The following is a 14,832-nucleotide window of genomic DNA, read 5'->3' as shown; positions in this document are numbered from 1 at the left end:
GCTCACGCCTCCGGGGCTTCGAAGGACTTCGTACGGGTCATGCCCGCGGCGCGCCCCTTGCCCGCGATGACCAGCGCCATCTTCCGGCTCGCCTCGTCGATCATCTCGTCGCCGAGCATCGCGGAACCCTTCTTGCCGCCCTTCTCGGACGTGAAGTACTCGTAGGCGTCGAGGATCATCTCCGCGTGGTCGTAGTCGTCCTGCGAGGGGGAGAAGATCTCGTTGGACGCCTCGACCTGGCCCGGGTGGAGTACCCACTTGCCGTCGAAGCCGATGGCCGCGGCACGGCCGGCCACCTCACGGAAACCGTCCACGTTCTTGATCATCAGGTACGGGCCGTCGATCGCCTGGAGGTCGTGGGTGCGGGCGGCCATCAGGATGCGCATCAGGATGTAGTGGTACGCGTCGGCCGGGTAGCCGGGCGGCTGCTCGCCGACGACCAGGGACTTCATGTTGATCGAGGCCATGAAGTCGGCCGGCCCGAAGACGATCGTCTCCATGCGCGGCGAGGCCGCGGCGATCTCGTCGACGTTCACGAGGCCCTTGGCGTTCTCGATCTGCGCCTCGATGCCGATGCGGCCGACCTCGAAGCCCATCGTCGTCTCGATCTGCGTGAGCAGCATGTCCAGGGCGTGCACCTGCTGGGCGTCCTGCACCTTCGGAAGCATGATGCAGTCGAGGTTCTGCCCGGCGCCCTCCACGACCGTGATCACGTCCCGGTACGTCCAGTGCGTCGTCCAGTCGTTGACGCGCACCACGCGGGTCTTGCCGCTCCAGTCGCCCTCGTTGAGGAACTTCACGATCGTGTGCCGTGCGCCCTCCTTGGCCAGGGGGGCGCAGGCGTCCTCCAGGTCGAGGAAGACCTGGTCCGCCGGGAGGCCCTGCGCCTTCTCCAGGAAGCGGGGGTTGCTCCCGGGCACGGCGAGACAGGAACGCCGCGGGCGGAGGCGGGAGGCCGGGGTGGCGGCCGGCGACGGGGCTGTCATGCGGGGACCTCCAGAGGGTCGAGCTTGTTCGCTGTGCGGATTTCGTTGACGATACGGCCGATGATCTCCGTGATCCCGAAGTCCTTCGGTGTGAAGACCGCCGCGACTCCGGCCGCACGCAGGTCGGCCGCGTCGGCGGAGGGGATGATGCCGCCGACGACGACCGGAACGTCGTGCGCGCCTGCGCCGCGCAGCCGCTCCAGCACGTCAGGTACGAGTTCGGCGTGCGAGCCGGAGAGGATGGACAGGCCGACGCAGTGGACGTCCTCGGCGACGGCCGCCGTGGAGATCTGCTCCGGGGTGAGCCTGATGCCCTGGTAGATCACCTCGAATCCCGCGTCGCGGGCCCGTACGGCGATCTGTTCGGCACCGTTGCTGTGCCCGTCCAGGCCGGGCTTGCCGACCAGCAACCGGAGTCTGCCGACGCCCAGTTCGCGAGCCGTGTGTTCGACCCGGCGGCGTACGTCGGCGAGGGCGGAGCCCTCCTCGGACGGTACGGCCACGGGGGCGCTGCTCACTCCCGTGGGCGCGCGGAACTCACCGAAGACCTCGCGCAGCGCGCCCGCCCATTCGCCGGTCGTGACCCCGGCGCGGGCGCACTCCAGCGTCGCCTCCATGAGGTTGACGTCGGTGGCCGCGGCGTCCTTGAGCTGCTGAAGGGCGTGTGCGGCGGACGCCTCCGGCGGGCCCTCCCGCGAGTCCCGGACCTTGCGCCAGTGCCTGACGGCGTCGACGACCTTGGCCTCCGTGGCCGGGTCGACGGTCTGGACCGCGGTGTCCAGGTCCGCGGTGAGCGGGTTCGGTTCGGTCGACTCGTAGCAGTTGACGCCGACGATCTTCTCCTCACCGGACTCGATGCGCCCGCGGCGCTCGGCGTGCGAGGAGACCAACTGCGACTTCAGATAGCCCGATTCGACCGCGGCCATCACGCCCCCGAGCTTCTCGATGTGCTCCATCTCGGCGAGGGACGCCTCGACCAGCTCGGAGACCTTCGCTTCGACGACGTGCGAGCCCGCGAAGATGTCGTCGTACTCCAGCAGGTCGCTCTCCAGCGCCAGAACCTGCTGGATGCGCAGCGACCACTGCTGGTCCCACGGCCGGGGCAGGCCCAGCGCCTCGTTCCAGGCCGGGAGTTGCACGGCACGCGCCCTGGCGTCCTTGGAGAGGGTCACGGCGAGCATCTCCAGCACGATGCGCTGGACGTTGTTCTCCGGCTGGGCCTCCGTCAGACCGAGGGAGTTGACCTGGACGCCGTAGCGGAACCGGCGCTGCTTGGGGTTCCCGATGCCGTACCGCTCGCGGGTCACGCGGTCCCAGATGCGTGTGAACGCCCGCATCTTGCACATCTCCTCGACGAAGCGGACGCCCGCGTTGACGAAGAAGGAGATGCGCGCGACGACGTCGCCCATCCGCTCGGGAGGCACCTGTCCCGAGTCGCGTACGGCATCCAGCACGGCGACGGCCGTGCTCATGGCGTACGCGATCTCCTGGACGGGCGTGGCACCGGCCTCCTGCAGGTGGTAGCTGCAGATGTTGATCGGATTCCACTTGGGGATGTGGCTGACCGTGTAGGCGATCATGTCCGTCGTCAGACGGAGCGAGGGCACCGGCGGGAAGACGTGCGTACCCCGCGAGAGGTACTCCTTCACGATGTCGTTCTGCGTCGTCCCCTGAAGCTTCGAGACGTCCGCGCCGTGCTCCTCCGCGACGACCTGGTAGAGCGCCAGCAGCCACATGGCCGTGGCGTTGATCGTCATGGAGGTGTTCATCTGCTCCAGCGGGATGCCCTCGAACAGCCGCCGCATGTCGCCGACATGGGAGACCGGCACGCCGACGCGGCCGACCTCGCCGCGTGCGAGCACGTGGTCGGGGTCGTAGCCGGTCTGCGTCGGCAGGTCGAAGGCGACCGAGAGACCGGTCTGGCCCTTCGCGAGGTTGCGCCGGTACAGCTCGTTGGACGCCTCCGCGGTGGAATGCCCCGCGTAGGTGCGCATGAGCCACGGCCGGTCCTTCTTGTTGCGTCCGACCGCCTCCGGGCGCTCCGGTCCGGCACCGGCGCTCCCCGGCGCCGCGCTCCGCTCTCCCCCGGCCTCCGGTACCGGCGCGCCCTTCGGGCCGCTCGCTCCGCGGGGTTCGTCAGCACGCACCATGAGGCTTCACGCGACCTTGCCGTGCGCACCGGACGCGGGGCCTTCGGTGTCCCGGAACAGGTTGATCGAGCTCAGGTGCTTGGCGCGCTTCGCCTCGTCGCGGACGCCGAGGCCCTCCTCGGGGGCGAGCGCGAGCACGCCGACCTTGCCCTGGTGGAGGTTGCGGTGCACGTCGTACGCGGCCTGGCCGGTCTCCTCCAGCCGGTACGTCTTCGACAGCGTCGGGTGGATCTTGCCCTTGGCGATGAGGCGGTTGGCCTCCCACGCCTCGCGGTAGTTGGCGAAGTGCGAGCCGACGATACGCTTCAGCGACATCCACAGGTAGCGGTTGTCGTAGCTGTGCTCGTACCCGGAGGTGGAGGCGCAGGTGACGATGGTGCCGCCCTTGCGCGTGACGTAGACGCTCGCACCGAAGGTCTCACGGCCGGGGTGCTCGAAGACGATGTCGACGTCCTCGCCGCCGGTGAGTTCGCGGATGCGCTTCCCGAAGCGCTTCCACTCCCGGGGGTCCTGGTTGTGCTCGTCCTTCCAGAACTTGTAGCCCTCTGCGTTGCGGTCGATGATCGCCTCGGCGCCCATCCGCCGGCAGATGTCCGCCTTGGCGTCGCTGGAGACCACACAGATGGGGTTGGCGCCGCCGGCGAGTGCGAACTGCGTGGCGTACGAGCCGAGTCCGCCGCTCGCGCCCCAGATGAGGACGTTGTCGCCCTGCTTCATGCCGGCGCCGTTGCGGGAGACCAGCTGCCGGTAGGCGGTGGAGTTGACGAGGCCGGGGGCCGCGGCCTCCTCCCAGCTGAGGTGGTCCGGCTTGGGCATCAGCTGGTTGGACTTGACCAGTGCGATCTCCGCGAGACCGCCGAAGTTGGTCTCGAACCCCCAGATGCGCTGTTCGGGGTCGAGCATCGTGTCGTTGTGCCCGTCGGCCGACTCCAGTTCGACGGAGAGGCAGTGTGCGACGACCTCGTCGCCCGGCTTCCAGGAGTTCACCCCGGCACCGGTGCGCAGCACGACGCCGGAGAGGTCGGAGCCGATCACGTGGTACGGCAGGTCGTGGCGCTTCGTCAGCGGTGAGAGGCGTCCGTAGCGCTCCAGGAAACCGAAGGTCGACATCGGCTCGAAGAGCGAGGTCCACACCGAGTTGTAGTTGACGGAGGAGGCCATCACGGCCACCAGGGCCTCGCCGGGCCCCAGTTCGGGAACGGGCACCTCGTCGAGGTGCAGCGACTTGCGCGGGTCCTTCTCCCGGGAGGGGAGGCCGTCGAACATGCCGGCCTCGTCCCGGTGGACGGTCACCCCGCGGTAGGTCTCGGGGAGGGGCAGCTCGGCGAAGTCTTCCGGCGTTGTGTCTGACGCGAGGATCGCGTCGAGGATCTTGTTCACGGTATTGCCTCCGGCGAAGCGCGAGGAAGGAGACGCTTGAGGGTCGTCGGGTATGAGGCAGTGCCGTCGGTTCGGCGGGTGATGCTGTTGGCAGCGCTGGTGAGCGCGGGGTCGCCTGTGACGCAGGCGTCCGGGCACACGGCTGTGGTGCCGTTGGGACAGCGCCCGGACTCGCACCAAGGTATGACACCCAGTGCCAGCGCACAAGACACTGCGTGCCAAAAATTCTTCTCATCTGTCACTCGCACCCGCACGCATGAGCGCACGCGCCGTGGCCGTGCCTCTGGGGGCAGGGGTGAGGGCCGGGCAACGGGCGCACGGGCCTGCGGAACCGGCGGCAGGGGTGCCGCCCGTCAGGCTCCGTCGCAGGGCAGAACCCTGTGCCGCGGGGGGAGTTGGGCAGGCCGGCCGAGGGCGGGCCGAGTGCTTCGGAGCCGAGCGCCTCGGAGTCGAGCACCTCGGAGCCGAGCACTTCGGAGCCGAGTACTTCGGAGCCGAGCGCCTCGGAGCCGAGCACCTCGGAGCCGAGCACTTCGGACGGGACGGCACGCACCGGTGCGAACAGGCCAATCTGCACGGGGTGCCGGAGAACAGGGAGCCGGGCGCCGGAGGCGCCTCCGGGGAATCAGCTGCGCAGCGCCCGCTCGATCGTGTGCATGATCTCGTCGAGGGGCGCGTCCGTACGCGCGACCGTGACGAGAACCTCGTCCTGCCGGACCGTTTCCGCCGCCGCACGCGCCATCGTCCCCGAGCCGGAGGATTCCGGGGCGGAGAGCCGGTTCGCCCCGAATCCCGTGCCGAAGGTCTTCCGTACGATCGCGAACGCGTGGTCCAACTGCGTCTCGACGTCGCCCACTCCACCGTTGCGCAGCCACCGCCGCAGCACGTGGTTGTGCGCCGTGACGACCGCCGAGGCGGCGACTTCGGCGAGCAGCGGTTCGTCGAAGTCGCTGACGCCGTCGCGGTGCGCCGCCTCGTCGAAGTGGCCGAGGAGGTACCGCGTGAAGAGCCGTTCGTAGCGCGCGACCGACGCGATCTCCCGCTCACGCAGCGCGGGAACCTCGCGGGTCAGCTTGTACCGCTCGACGCTGCCCTTGGGCGAGGCCGCGTACATGCGCATGACCTCTTTGATGCCCCTGCAGACGGTGTCCAGCGGGTTCTCGTGCGCGGGCGCGGCCTCCAGCACGGCCTGGGCGCGCACGAGGGTGTCGTCGTGGTCGGGGAAGATCGCTTCTTCCTTGGCGCGGAAGTGCCGGAAGAACGTGCGCCGTGCGACGCCTGCCGTCGCGGCGATCTCGTCGACCGTGGTGGCCTCGTACCCCTTCGTTGCGAAGAGTTCCATCGCCGCCGCCGCCAACTCGCGGCGCATCCTGAGGCGCTGGGAGGATGCGGTGTGCGAACGGGAAGGCCTGGCCGAGTCTGACATGTGGGGAACGTTACACGCCGTGACGGACTCGGGGGGCGGGCTGCCGGAAGGCTCCAGCAGCCCGCCCCACCCGTTGTCCTGCCTCACCGGCGGTTCCGCATCACCGGTGCCCTGCCCACGGAATTCTCACCGCCGTGCGTATTCGCGGAAGCCACGTCCCGTCTTGCGGCCCAGACAACCCGCCGCCACCAGATGCTCCAGCAACGGCGCGGGTGCCAGCCCCGGATCGCGGAACTCCCGGTGCAGCACCTGCTCGATGGCCAGGGAGACGTCGAGCCCCACGACGTCGAGCAGTTCGAACGGTCCCATGGGGTAGCCGCCGCCCAGCCGCATCGCGGCGTCGATGTCGTCGAGCGAGGCGTAGTGCTGCTCGACCATCTTCACGGCGTTGTTCAAGTACGGGAACAGCAGCGCGTTGACGATGAAGCCGGCACGGTCGCCGCAGTCCACAGGATGCTTGCGGACTGCCTTGCACACCTCGCGCACGGTGGCGTGCGCCTCGTCCCCGGTGAGCACCGTACGGACGACCTCGACGAGCTTCATCGCGGGCGCGGGGTTGAAGAAGTGCATGCCGATGACGTCCTCGGGGCGGGACGTGGCACGTGCACAGGCCACGACGGGCAGGGACGACGTGGTCGTGGCCAGCACGGCCCCCGGCTTGCAGATCCTGTCCAGGGACTCGAAGAGCCGGCGCTTGACGTCCAGGTCCTCGGCGACCGCCTCCACCGCCAGGTCCACGCCGGAGAGCCCGTCCAGGGAACCGGCCGGAGTGATGCGGGCGAGGGCGGCGTCCCGGGCCTCCTCGGTCATCCGGCCCTTCTTGACCGAGCGTTCGAAGGAGGCGGCGATCCGGGCCTTCGCGCTCCCGGCCTTCTCCTCGCTGCGTGCGGCGAGCACCGTCTCGTACCCGGCCTTGGCGAAGACCTCGGCGATGCCGCTCGCCATGGTCCCCGAGCCCGCGACGCCGACGGAGGCGACGGGGCGTCCTTCCGTGCGTCCTGCGTCCCCGGCAGGCGTCTCCGCGTCGGTGACGGTGACCGACGAACCGGGTGCCTCGTAGGTGTAGAAGCCGCGGCCCGCCTTCTGGCCCGTCAGTCCCGCGTCGCTGAGCTGGCGCAGGACGGGCGCCGGCGCGTGCAGCCGGTCGTGGGAGTCGGCGTACATGGCGTCCAGGACGGTGCGCGCCGTGTCGATGCCGATGAGGTCGAGCAGCGCCAGCGGGCCCATGGGGAGGCCGCAGCCGAGGCGCATCGCGTCGTCGATGTCCTCCCGGCTCGCGTAGCGGGACTCGTACATCGCGGCCGCCTGGTTGAGGTAGCCGAACAGCAGGCCGTCGGCGACGAATCCCGGGCGGTCGCCCACTGCGACGGGCTCCTTGCCCAGGTCGCGGGCCAGCGCCGTCACAGCGGTGACGGCCTCCGGAGAGGTGAGCACCGAGGAGACGACCTCGACGAGCTTCATCTTCTTGGCGGGGTGGAAGAAGTGCAGGCCCAGTACGCGTTCGGGCCGGTCGGAATCGGCCGCGAGGCGTGTCACGGACAGTGCGTTGGTGCCTGTGGCGAGGATCGTGTCCGGCTTCACGACGGTGTCGAGGGCGGCGAAGACCTGGCACTTGGTGTCGTAGTCCTCGGGCACCACCTCGATGACCAACTCCGCCTCCGCGGCGGCCTGCAGGTCGGAGAAGGTGCGGAACCGGACGAGTGCGTCCCGCCGTTCGGCCTCGGTCATGCTCCCGCGCTGCACGGCGCGCGCGGTGGAGGCTTCGAAGGAGGTGACGGCGTGCCGGGCGGCGGTGTCGCTGATGTCGATGCCGATGACCTCACGGCCGGAACGGGCGAGCACGTCGGCGATGCCGGTGCCCATGGTGCCGAGGCCGACGACGGCGATGGTGTGCAGAGGCGGACGGTCCATCACGGGACTCCAGGGGTGACGACTGACGGTGAGGGTTGCCGGCCGCACGCACGGGGCGGGCCCCGGGGCGGACACGGCCGGTTCGGCGGATGGCCGGTTCAGCTCGGTGCGCGAGAACAGCGCACGCGCTCGGAGAGCTGCGATGAGAGGATGAGCAGAGGCGGATCCAGCCCTGTCCCAGGGGCTGTTCCGTACTCAGCGGTGCTGCCCGGGCAGTGCCGCGGCGTACACCGCGGACCCGGACCCCCGCCGAACCGACTTGCACTCTCGGCGGCTGCGTCACCAGGCCGCCTGAGCGGGGGTGCCGCTCTGACGAGCAGCTTAACTCGTGGGTAACCAATGCGCCAGGGGTATGGCTCTTCCAGGGCTGTGGGACGGACCACGTGGGGGAGGGAGCGCGGAAGTGGGCGACGCATTCCGATCGTTGACCGATCGCGTACGGGCCGAGGCGGACCCGGCCGAGTACGAACGACTCGTGAAACTCGCGAAGGAGGGCACACCGGCGGCGCGCGACGAACTCGCAGCCGTACTCGCGGAGAGCCAACGTCCGTTGTGGGCGCGGGAAGTGGCGGCATTCGCCCTCGGCACCGCCGGGGACGAGCGTGCCTTCGAGACGCTGATCTTCATGCTGAACTACCGCGACCCCGTGCGCTGCGCCACCGCCGCCCACGCCCTGGCCCGCCTGCGCGACCCCCGTACGGCCCGCGCGGCGGCGGCTCTTGCGACGAACGAACTGCGCACCGGTTACGCCCTGCACGCCGTCCGGCTGCTCACGGCGTTACGGGCCCCGGAGTCGGTCCCCACCCTCATCTCCGTGCTGCAGCGTCTGCTGATGGGGCCGGTGCACTACTGGCCGATCGCGGAGGCGTGCGTCCAGGGGCTCGGCGCGCTCGGCGACCGGCGCGCGGTGGCCGTACTGGGCGCTGCCGCCGAACACCACCGGCTCTCTCCGTCGGCGAAGGCAGCCCTGGCCCGAATACCCGCGACACCCCGCCGTGCCCGTAAGCGCACCGTCAGACCGCACCCTTGAGCAGCGGCCGTACGTGCCGGACCACAGTGAGGGGCGTCCCTGCCGCATCGTCCAGGCGCTCCGTGTGCTCGGCCTCGTCGGGGGCGAAGCCTGCGCGTCCGCAGAAGCGGCGGTCCCGTGCGTTCCGGCGGACGGAGCCGTCACAGGGGGCGCCTGCCTATCAGCGGCCGAATCCAGACAGAGGGTGTCCGGTATCCGGGTCACCATGGGCGTATGACTCACAGCTGGGCGGACTTCCGCGCCGCAGAACCCGACTTCGCCGCCGTCGTCCGGGCGCGCTTCGAGCGTTTCCGTCATCACGTCCTGGCGACTCTCCGTGCCGACGGCTCGCCGAGGCTGACCGGTCTGGAGGGGGACTTCCGCGCCGACGAGCTGTGGCTGGGGATGATGTACGGCTCCCGCAAGGCGCTGGACCTGCGCCGCGACCCGCGCTTCTCCCTGCACGCCAATCCCGGCGCGGGCGACGGGACGGAGGGCGGCGACGTGCGGGTGTCGGGCCGTGCCGTGGAGGTCACGGACGCGGACGGGCTTGCCCGTTACGCCGCGGACTCGCCCGAGAGCCACGCCCCCGGGCGGTTCCATCTCTTCCGTGCGGAGCTGACGGAGGTCGTCCGCGTCCATGTGGAGGACCCGTACCTCGTCTTCGAGGTCTGGCATCCGGGGAAGAGGCTGCGCACGGTCCGTCGGACCGACGAGGACAGCACGCTCTACGAGGAAGCCTGAGCCCACGGGGCGGCATGGCCGGTCACAGCCGCCACGTCGGCGTGATGGCGAACGCCTCGACCTCCAGGAAGAGTTCGGGGTGCACGAGCGAGTAGACCTGTACGGCGGTGCAGGCCGGCGGCCTGTCGGGGTTGATGCAGGCGTCGCGGGCCTCCCGCACGGCGGGCATGACGCGTATGTCGGTGACGAAGAAGGTGAACTTCACGACGTCGTCGAAGGTGGCGCCGGCCTCGTTGAGACAGCGGCGGATGTTCGCGAAGACCTGCCGGGCCTGTGCCATGGGGTCGTTGACGCCGACGACCTCACCGTTCTCGTCGAGCGCGAGCTGTCCGGAGACGGCGACGAAGCGGCCTTCTCCCCAGACGACGTGGCTGTAGCCGTAGCCGGGGGCGAGGCCGGTCGGGGTCTTGATGTGCGTGAGTTCGGGCATGACGCGGATGCTGGTTCATAAAGATCGTCCGCGCCACCGCTTTGTGAAGTTCCTGTGGGCCGGTTTTCACAGCAGCGTCAATTGGGTGCACTCCGGCGGCTCCGGTTCCGGATCCCGGTCGGGGTGGACCTCGATGCGGCGGTGCTTGCCGGGGGCGCTGGGGCCGATGCCGTACTCCGCGGCCAGTTCGTGCACTTGCCGGGTGATGCGGCGCTGGTACCACTTGGGCGCGTAGGCGCTGTTCTCGTAGAGCGCTTCGTAATGGCGCACGAGCCGGGGGTGGTGCCGGGCGAGCCAGCTCATGTACCACTCCCGTGCGCCCGGCCGCAGATGCAGGGCGAGCGGAGTCACGGAGGTGGCGCCCGCAGCGGCTATCGCCCGGACAGTGGTGCGCAGTTGGGCGGGGGAGTCCCCGAGGAAAGGGATGACGGGCGCCATCAGGACACCGCACGGAATGCCGTGCCCGCTGAGCGTGCGTACGACGTCGAGGCGGCGCTCCGGGGCGGGTGTGCCGGGTTCGACGGTGCGCCACAGCTCCTCGTCGGTGAAGCCGACGGAGACCGAGATCCCGACGTCGGTGACGGCCGCCGCGGAACGCAGCAGGTCGAGGTCGCGGAGGATGAGCGTGCCCTTGGTGAGGATGGAGAACGGGTTTGCGTAGTCGCGCAGGGCGGTGAGAATTCCCGGCATCAGCCGGTAGCGGCCCTCTGCGCGCTGGTAGCAGTCGACGTTGGTGCCCATCGCGATGTGCTCGCCGTGCCAGCGGCTCGCACCCAGTTCCCTGCGCAGCAGTTCGGGGGCGTTGACCTTCACGACGATCTGCGAGTCGAACCCCTCGCCCGTGTCCAGGTCGAGGTAGCGGTGCGTGCCGCGCGCGAAGCAGTAGACGCACGCGTGCGAGCAGCCCCGGTAGGGGTTCACCGTCCATTCGAACGGCATCCGGGACGCTCCGGGAACGCGGTTCACGATCGAGCGGGCACGCACCTCGTGGAAGGTCATGCCGCGGAACTCCGGAGTGTCGAACGTCCTCGTGACCACGTCGGTGCCGAAGAGGGCGGGAGACTCCGCCGACCCGTCGCCGCTCAGGTTCTCCCAGCGCATGGACCCTCCTCGCGTACCGCCCAGCCGTTCGTACCGAGAATAGAACATCTGTTCCCACGCAACCTGTCAAGCCGATTTGGGTGCGGAGCGGCCGGGTGATTGGCTGACGGCCGGGGCCGCCGCGGCCGGAGGTGGACGCAGCAAGGCACTGTCCCCGCGCACTCACACGCCGACAGCAGGAGGAGCACATGGCGCAGGTCGTCTCGACCACACATCGCGAGATCGCGGCGAAGCCCGACGCGGTCTTCGACGCGCTCGCCGACTACAGCGGAACCCGGCCGAAGCTGCTGCCCGCCCACTTCAGCGAGTACGAGGTGCGCGAGGGCGGTGACGGTGAAGGCACGCTCGTGCACTGGAAACTGCAGGCCACGAGCAAGCGGGTGCGTGACTGCCTGATGGATGTGACCGAGCCGGCCGACGACGAACTCGTCGAGCGCGACCGCAACTCCACGATGGTCACCACCTGGAGCGTCTCCCCGGCGGGCGGCGGGAGCTCCGCCCGCGTCGCCGTGCAGACAGTCTGGGAGGGGGCCGGCGGCATCGGGGGCTTCTTCGAGCGGACCTTCGCGCCGAAGGGGCTGGCGCGCATCTACGACGAGATGCTCGGCAAGCTCGCCGCCGAGCTGGAGAAGTAGGTACCGGAGAAGCAGGAAGCGGAGAGGCCGCGGTGCGTCGCGTGCCCCCTCTCGGGGGCGCCCGGCGGGCCGCCGTGCTCACCGGTTCGGGTGGTTTTCGCGGTGGGGCGGGGTGCGGATGTCCGTGACCGCCCCGCCGTCAAAGCCCCAGTTGAGCGCCCCGACAGGCGCCTCGGGCAACGGAGTTGGCGTCCCGGCGGCGTCCTCCCCGGGCCCTCGTCCGACTTGCTCGCCCTTGTCGCGTAATGCGAGAAATGCTCCCCGAGGACGGGCGAGGGCGACCAGGGGAGTGCGATGGGCGGGGCAGCTCTGGATCACAGAGATGAGCAGAGTCCCGCCGTCGTCGAAGTGAGCCTGGAACTGCCGGAGTACGGACACTCCAGGAGCAGCGGCCGGGCCACCGCCGGTACACCTTCCCCCGGCGTGGGCGGACCTGCGCCGGGCCGCTCCCTGCGGGAGCCGCAGCAGGAGCCGCCGCCGGACTCGCCGCCGGACCCGCCGCCCGCGGAGGCGGGGAGCGGTGCCGGCGGTGCCGTTCCGCTCAGCCCCCGCCGGGTGCGGCTCGTCTTCGTCGCCCTGATGCTCGCCCTGCTGCTGGCGGCGCTCGAACAGACCATCGTCGCCACGGCGCTGCCCGAGATCGTCGGAGATCTGCACGGCCTGGACCGGATGTCGTGGGCGGTCACCTCCTACCTGCTGGCCGCCACCATCGGCCTGCCCGTCTACGGCAAGCTCGGCGACCTCTACGGCCGCAAGAGCGTCTTCCTCTTCGCCATCGTCGTCTTCGTCGCCGGCTCCGCGCTGGCCGGCTGGTCGCGGACGATGACGGAACTCATCGCGTACCGCGCCCTCCAGGGTGTCGGAGCGGGCGGTCTCATGATCGGCGTGCAGGCGATCGTCGCGGACGTCGTGCCGCCCCGCGAGCGCGGCCGGTACATGGGTCTCATCGGCGCCGCCTTCGGTCTCGCCTCCGTCGCCGGTCCGCTGCTCGGGGGCTGGTTCACCGACGAGCTCTCGTGGCGGTGGTGCTTCTACATCAACGTCCCGTTCGGGCTGCTCACGCTGCTGGTCACCGCTGTCGTGCTGAAGCTGCCGCGACCCCCGGCACGGCCCCGGCTGGACGTGGTGGGCACGGTGCTGCTGGGCGTCTTCTCCACCTGCCTTGTGCTGCTGACGAGTTGGGGCGGGACGGAGTACGCCTGGGGTGACCGCGTGATCCTCGCGCTGGGGGCCGGTGCCGGGCTCAGCGGTGTGCTCTTCCTCGTCGTCGAACGCCTGGTGCCCGAGCCCGTGCTGCCGCTGCGGCTCTTCAGGGACTCGGTCTTCAATGTGACCGGACTCGTCGGCGCAGCGGTCGGCGTCGCGCTGTTCGGGGCTGCGAGCTACCTGCCGGGCTTCCTTCAGATGGTGGACGGGGCGACGGCCACCGAGTCGGGTCTGCTGATGCTGCCCATGATGGGCGGCGTCGTGCTGTCCTCGACCGTCTCCGGCCAGCTCATCTCCCGTACGGGGCGCTACAAGATCTATCCCGTTCTGGGGTGTGCGCTCTCGGCAGCGGGCATGTGGCTGCTGTCCCTTCTGGAGACGGACACGAGCCGCGAGGCGTACAGCGTCTGGATGGCCGTCCTCGGGCTGGGCATCGGGCTGGTGCTGCCGGTTCTCGTCCTGGCCGTGCAGAACTCCGTCCCGGCCCGGGACCTCGGCGCCGCGACGAGCGCCAGCAACTACTTCCGTCAGATCGGCGGCAGCGTCGGCGCGGCCGTCTTCGGCACCCTGTTCGTCGAGCGGCTCACGGACGCCCTCGCCCGGGACCTGCCGCGGGACGGGTCCGGGGCGCTGCGGGAGGCGGAGTCGCTCACGCCGCAGGCGGTTCACGCGATGCCGGGTCCGCTGCGCGACGCGTACGTGCACGCCTACGCCGACGCCATGCCGCGGATCTTCCTCTATCTCGTCCCGGTGCTCGTCCTCGCGCTCGTCCTGACCTTCTTCCTCAAGGAGAAACCGCTGGTGTCCGAGAACGCTCCCGTGCCCGAGGCGCGCAACGAACCAGACAGCAGCAACGGCGGGGCCACAGCCCTCGGTGGCACCACCGGCTTCGGTGGAACCTCTGCCTTCGGCGGAGAACCAGCCTTCGGCGGAGAACCAGCCTTCGGCGGAGAACCAGCCTTCGGCGGAGAACCAGCCTTCGGCCGCGAACGCTTCGAGCACCCCCGGGCTGCCGACGCCCCTGACGCCGCGGGCGGTTCGCCCGGAGGCGTCGCCGTGTGCGGGAGCGTGCGGCACCACGACGGCAGCGGCGTGCCCCGTGCCGCACTCACCCTCATCGACACCGGCGGCAGGCAGGCCGGCAGAGGCGCGACGGGGGAGGACGGACGGTACGTGCTGAGCACGCCGGGCAACGGCTCCTACGTCCTCATCGCGGCCGCGGGCGGGCACCAGCCCCAGGCCGTCGGCATCACCGTGGGGGAGCGCCCGGTCGAGCTCGACATCGTGCTGGGCGGCGCCGGGCGTCTGACGGGAAGTGTGCTCACCGCCGACGGGCAGCCGGTGCCGGACGCCGCAGTGACCCTCACCGATGTGCGCGGCGAGGTGGTCGCCGCAACCCGCAGCGGACGGGAGGGGGGCTACGTCGTCGGCGAGCTGGTCGCGGGCGAGTACACCCTGGCCGCGAGCTCTCCGGCCTGCCGCCCGGCCGCGCTCCCGGTCTCCGTCCAGGCGGGCCGCGAGACCCGCCAGGACATCGAACTGGCGGGCGGAGCGGTGCTGCGGGGGACGGTGCGGGCGGGCGGCGGCAGACCGGTGGAGGACGCCCGGGTGACACTCCTGGACGGGTCGGGCCACGTCGTCGAGACCGTCACCACGGGGATCGACGGCCTGTTCCGCTTCGTCGGCCTCTCCCCGGGCGGATACACGGTCATCGCCTCCGGCTACCCGCCTGTCGCGACGGTTCTCGAGGTGGCCGGCGGGGGAAGCACGGAACGCGACGTGCAACTGGGCCATGAGGACTGACCCGCGGCCGGACCGGCCCGCGACTGCGCCGGCCCGCAACCGGACCGTGTG

Annotated in this window: 12 protein-coding genes; 4 read left to right on the top strand and 8 right to left on the bottom strand. The window is 70.4% G+C overall.

The features are described 5' to 3' along the window. Positions 1-2 precede the first annotated feature (2 nt). The 6 genes from ACFPA8_RS19130 to ACFPA8_RS19105 all read right to left on the bottom strand — a co-directional run bounded on the left by ACFPA8_RS19130 (position 3) and on the right by ACFPA8_RS19105 (position 7,853). Positions 3-986, bottom strand: coding sequence for an HpcH/HpaI aldolase/citrate lyase family protein (locus ACFPA8_RS19130; RefSeq protein ID WP_386450089.1), 984 nt, complete (start codon positions 984-986; stop codon positions 3-5). Then, positions 983-3,136, bottom strand: a complete 2,154-nt coding sequence (locus ACFPA8_RS19125) for a protein meaA (RefSeq protein WP_386450087.1) — start codon at positions 3,134-3,136, stop codon at positions 983-985. The genes ACFPA8_RS19130 and ACFPA8_RS19125 overlap by 4 nt, the downstream gene beginning before the upstream one ends. 6 nt (positions 3,137-3,142) lie before the next feature. Beyond that, a complete protein-coding gene (ccrA, locus tag ACFPA8_RS19120) occupies positions 3,143-4,516 on the bottom strand; it encodes a crotonyl-CoA carboxylase/reductase (RefSeq protein ID WP_386450085.1) in 1,374 nt (457 codons plus the stop codon). Positions 4,517-4,869: 353 nt separating this feature from the next. Continuing rightward, a complete protein-coding gene (locus ACFPA8_RS19115; protein ID WP_386450464.1) occupies positions 4,870-5,142 on the bottom strand; it encodes a pentapeptide repeat-containing protein in 273 nt (90 codons plus the stop codon). Then, positions 5,142-5,942 carry a TetR family transcriptional regulator gene (locus ACFPA8_RS19110; protein ID WP_386450083.1) on the bottom strand — a complete coding sequence of 267 codons (801 nt, stop codon included), beginning with the start codon at positions 5,940-5,942 and terminating at the stop codon, positions 5,142-5,144. Before ACFPA8_RS19110 ends, ACFPA8_RS19115 begins: the two co-directional genes overlap by 1 nt. A 126-nt stretch (positions 5,943-6,068) precedes the next feature. Next, positions 6,069-7,853, bottom strand: a complete 1,785-nt coding sequence (locus ACFPA8_RS19105; protein WP_386450081.1) for a 3-hydroxyacyl-CoA dehydrogenase family protein — start codon at positions 7,851-7,853, stop codon at positions 6,069-6,071. Between the two features lie 403 nt (positions 7,854-8,256). On the opposite strand from ACFPA8_RS19105, the gene ACFPA8_RS19100 reads away from it, so the two are divergent. Continuing rightward, on the top strand, positions 8,257-8,883 hold the full coding sequence (locus ACFPA8_RS19100; protein ID WP_386450079.1) for a HEAT repeat domain-containing protein: 627 nt from the start codon (positions 8,257-8,259) through the stop codon (positions 8,881-8,883). Between the two features lie 213 nt (positions 8,884-9,096). Beyond that, complete coding sequence (locus ACFPA8_RS19095) at positions 9,097-9,606, top strand: pyridoxamine 5'-phosphate oxidase family protein (protein WP_386450077.1); 510 nt, start codon at positions 9,097-9,099, stop codon at positions 9,604-9,606. A 22-nt stretch (positions 9,607-9,628) separates the two neighbouring features. On the opposite strand, the gene ACFPA8_RS19090 is transcribed toward ACFPA8_RS19095, so the two are convergent. Together ACFPA8_RS19090 and ACFPA8_RS19085 are read right to left on the bottom strand one after the other, a co-directional pair. Next, positions 9,629-10,036 carry a RidA family protein gene (locus ACFPA8_RS19090; protein ID WP_386450075.1) on the bottom strand — a complete coding sequence of 136 codons (408 nt, stop codon included), beginning with the start codon at positions 10,034-10,036 and terminating at the stop codon, positions 9,629-9,631. 66 nt (positions 10,037-10,102) lie between these two features. Next, on the bottom strand, positions 10,103-11,137 hold the full coding sequence (locus ACFPA8_RS19085; RefSeq protein WP_386450073.1) for an Rv2578c family radical SAM protein: 1,035 nt from the start codon (positions 11,135-11,137) through the stop codon (positions 10,103-10,105). A 188-nt stretch (positions 11,138-11,325) separates the two neighbouring features. Between ACFPA8_RS19085 and ACFPA8_RS19080 the strand changes: the two genes are divergently transcribed. Both ACFPA8_RS19080 and ACFPA8_RS19075 read left to right on the top strand, forming a co-directional pair. Continuing rightward, complete coding sequence (locus tag ACFPA8_RS19080; RefSeq protein WP_386450071.1) at positions 11,326-11,772, top strand: SRPBCC family protein; 447 nt, start codon at positions 11,326-11,328, stop codon at positions 11,770-11,772. A 294-nt stretch (positions 11,773-12,066) separates the two neighbouring features. Next, positions 12,067-14,781 carry an MFS transporter gene (locus ACFPA8_RS19075; protein ID WP_386450069.1) on the top strand — a complete coding sequence of 905 codons (2,715 nt, stop codon included), beginning with the start codon at positions 12,067-12,069 and terminating at the stop codon, positions 14,779-14,781. Positions 14,782-14,832 lie beyond the last annotated feature (51 nt).

Origin of the sequence: Streptomyces ovatisporus (assembly GCF_042653885.1) — a bacterium.
Classification (GTDB): Bacteria; Actinomycetota; Actinomycetes; order Streptomycetales; family Streptomycetaceae; genus Streptomyces; species Streptomyces ovatisporus.
This window is presented reverse-complemented; position numbering and strand designations above follow the sequence as displayed.

Excerpts from the sequence above, each read along its gene's own strand:
- ACFPA8_RS19110 (WP_386450083.1), bottom strand. The coding sequence starts at position 5,942 with ATGTCAGACTCGGCCAGGCCTTCCCGTTCGCACACCGCATCCTCCCAG.
- ACFPA8_RS19130 (WP_386450089.1), bottom strand. The coding sequence starts at position 986 with ATGACAGCCCCGTCGCCGGCCGCCACCCCGGCCTCCCGCCTCCGCCCG.
- ACFPA8_RS19080 (WP_386450071.1), top strand. The coding sequence starts at position 11,326 with ATGGCGCAGGTCGTCTCGACCACACATCGCGAGATCGCGGCGAAGCCC.
- ACFPA8_RS19105 (WP_386450081.1), bottom strand. The coding sequence starts at position 7,853 with ATGGACCGTCCGCCTCTGCACACCATCGCCGTCGTCGGCCTCGGCACC.
- ACFPA8_RS19095 (WP_386450077.1), top strand. The coding sequence starts at position 9,097 with ATGACTCACAGCTGGGCGGACTTCCGCGCCGCAGAACCCGACTTCGCC.
- ACFPA8_RS19090 (WP_386450075.1), bottom strand. The coding sequence starts at position 10,036 with ATGCCCGAACTCACGCACATCAAGACCCCGACCGGCCTCGCCCCCGGC.
- ACFPA8_RS19075 (WP_386450069.1), top strand. The coding sequence starts at position 12,067 with ATGGGCGGGGCAGCTCTGGATCACAGAGATGAGCAGAGTCCCGCCGTC.
- ACFPA8_RS19125 (WP_386450087.1), bottom strand. The coding sequence starts at position 3,136 with ATGGTGCGTGCTGACGAACCCCGCGGAGCGAGCGGCCCGAAGGGCGCG.
- ACFPA8_RS19085 (WP_386450073.1), bottom strand. The coding sequence starts at position 11,137 with ATGCGCTGGGAGAACCTGAGCGGCGACGGGTCGGCGGAGTCTCCCGCC.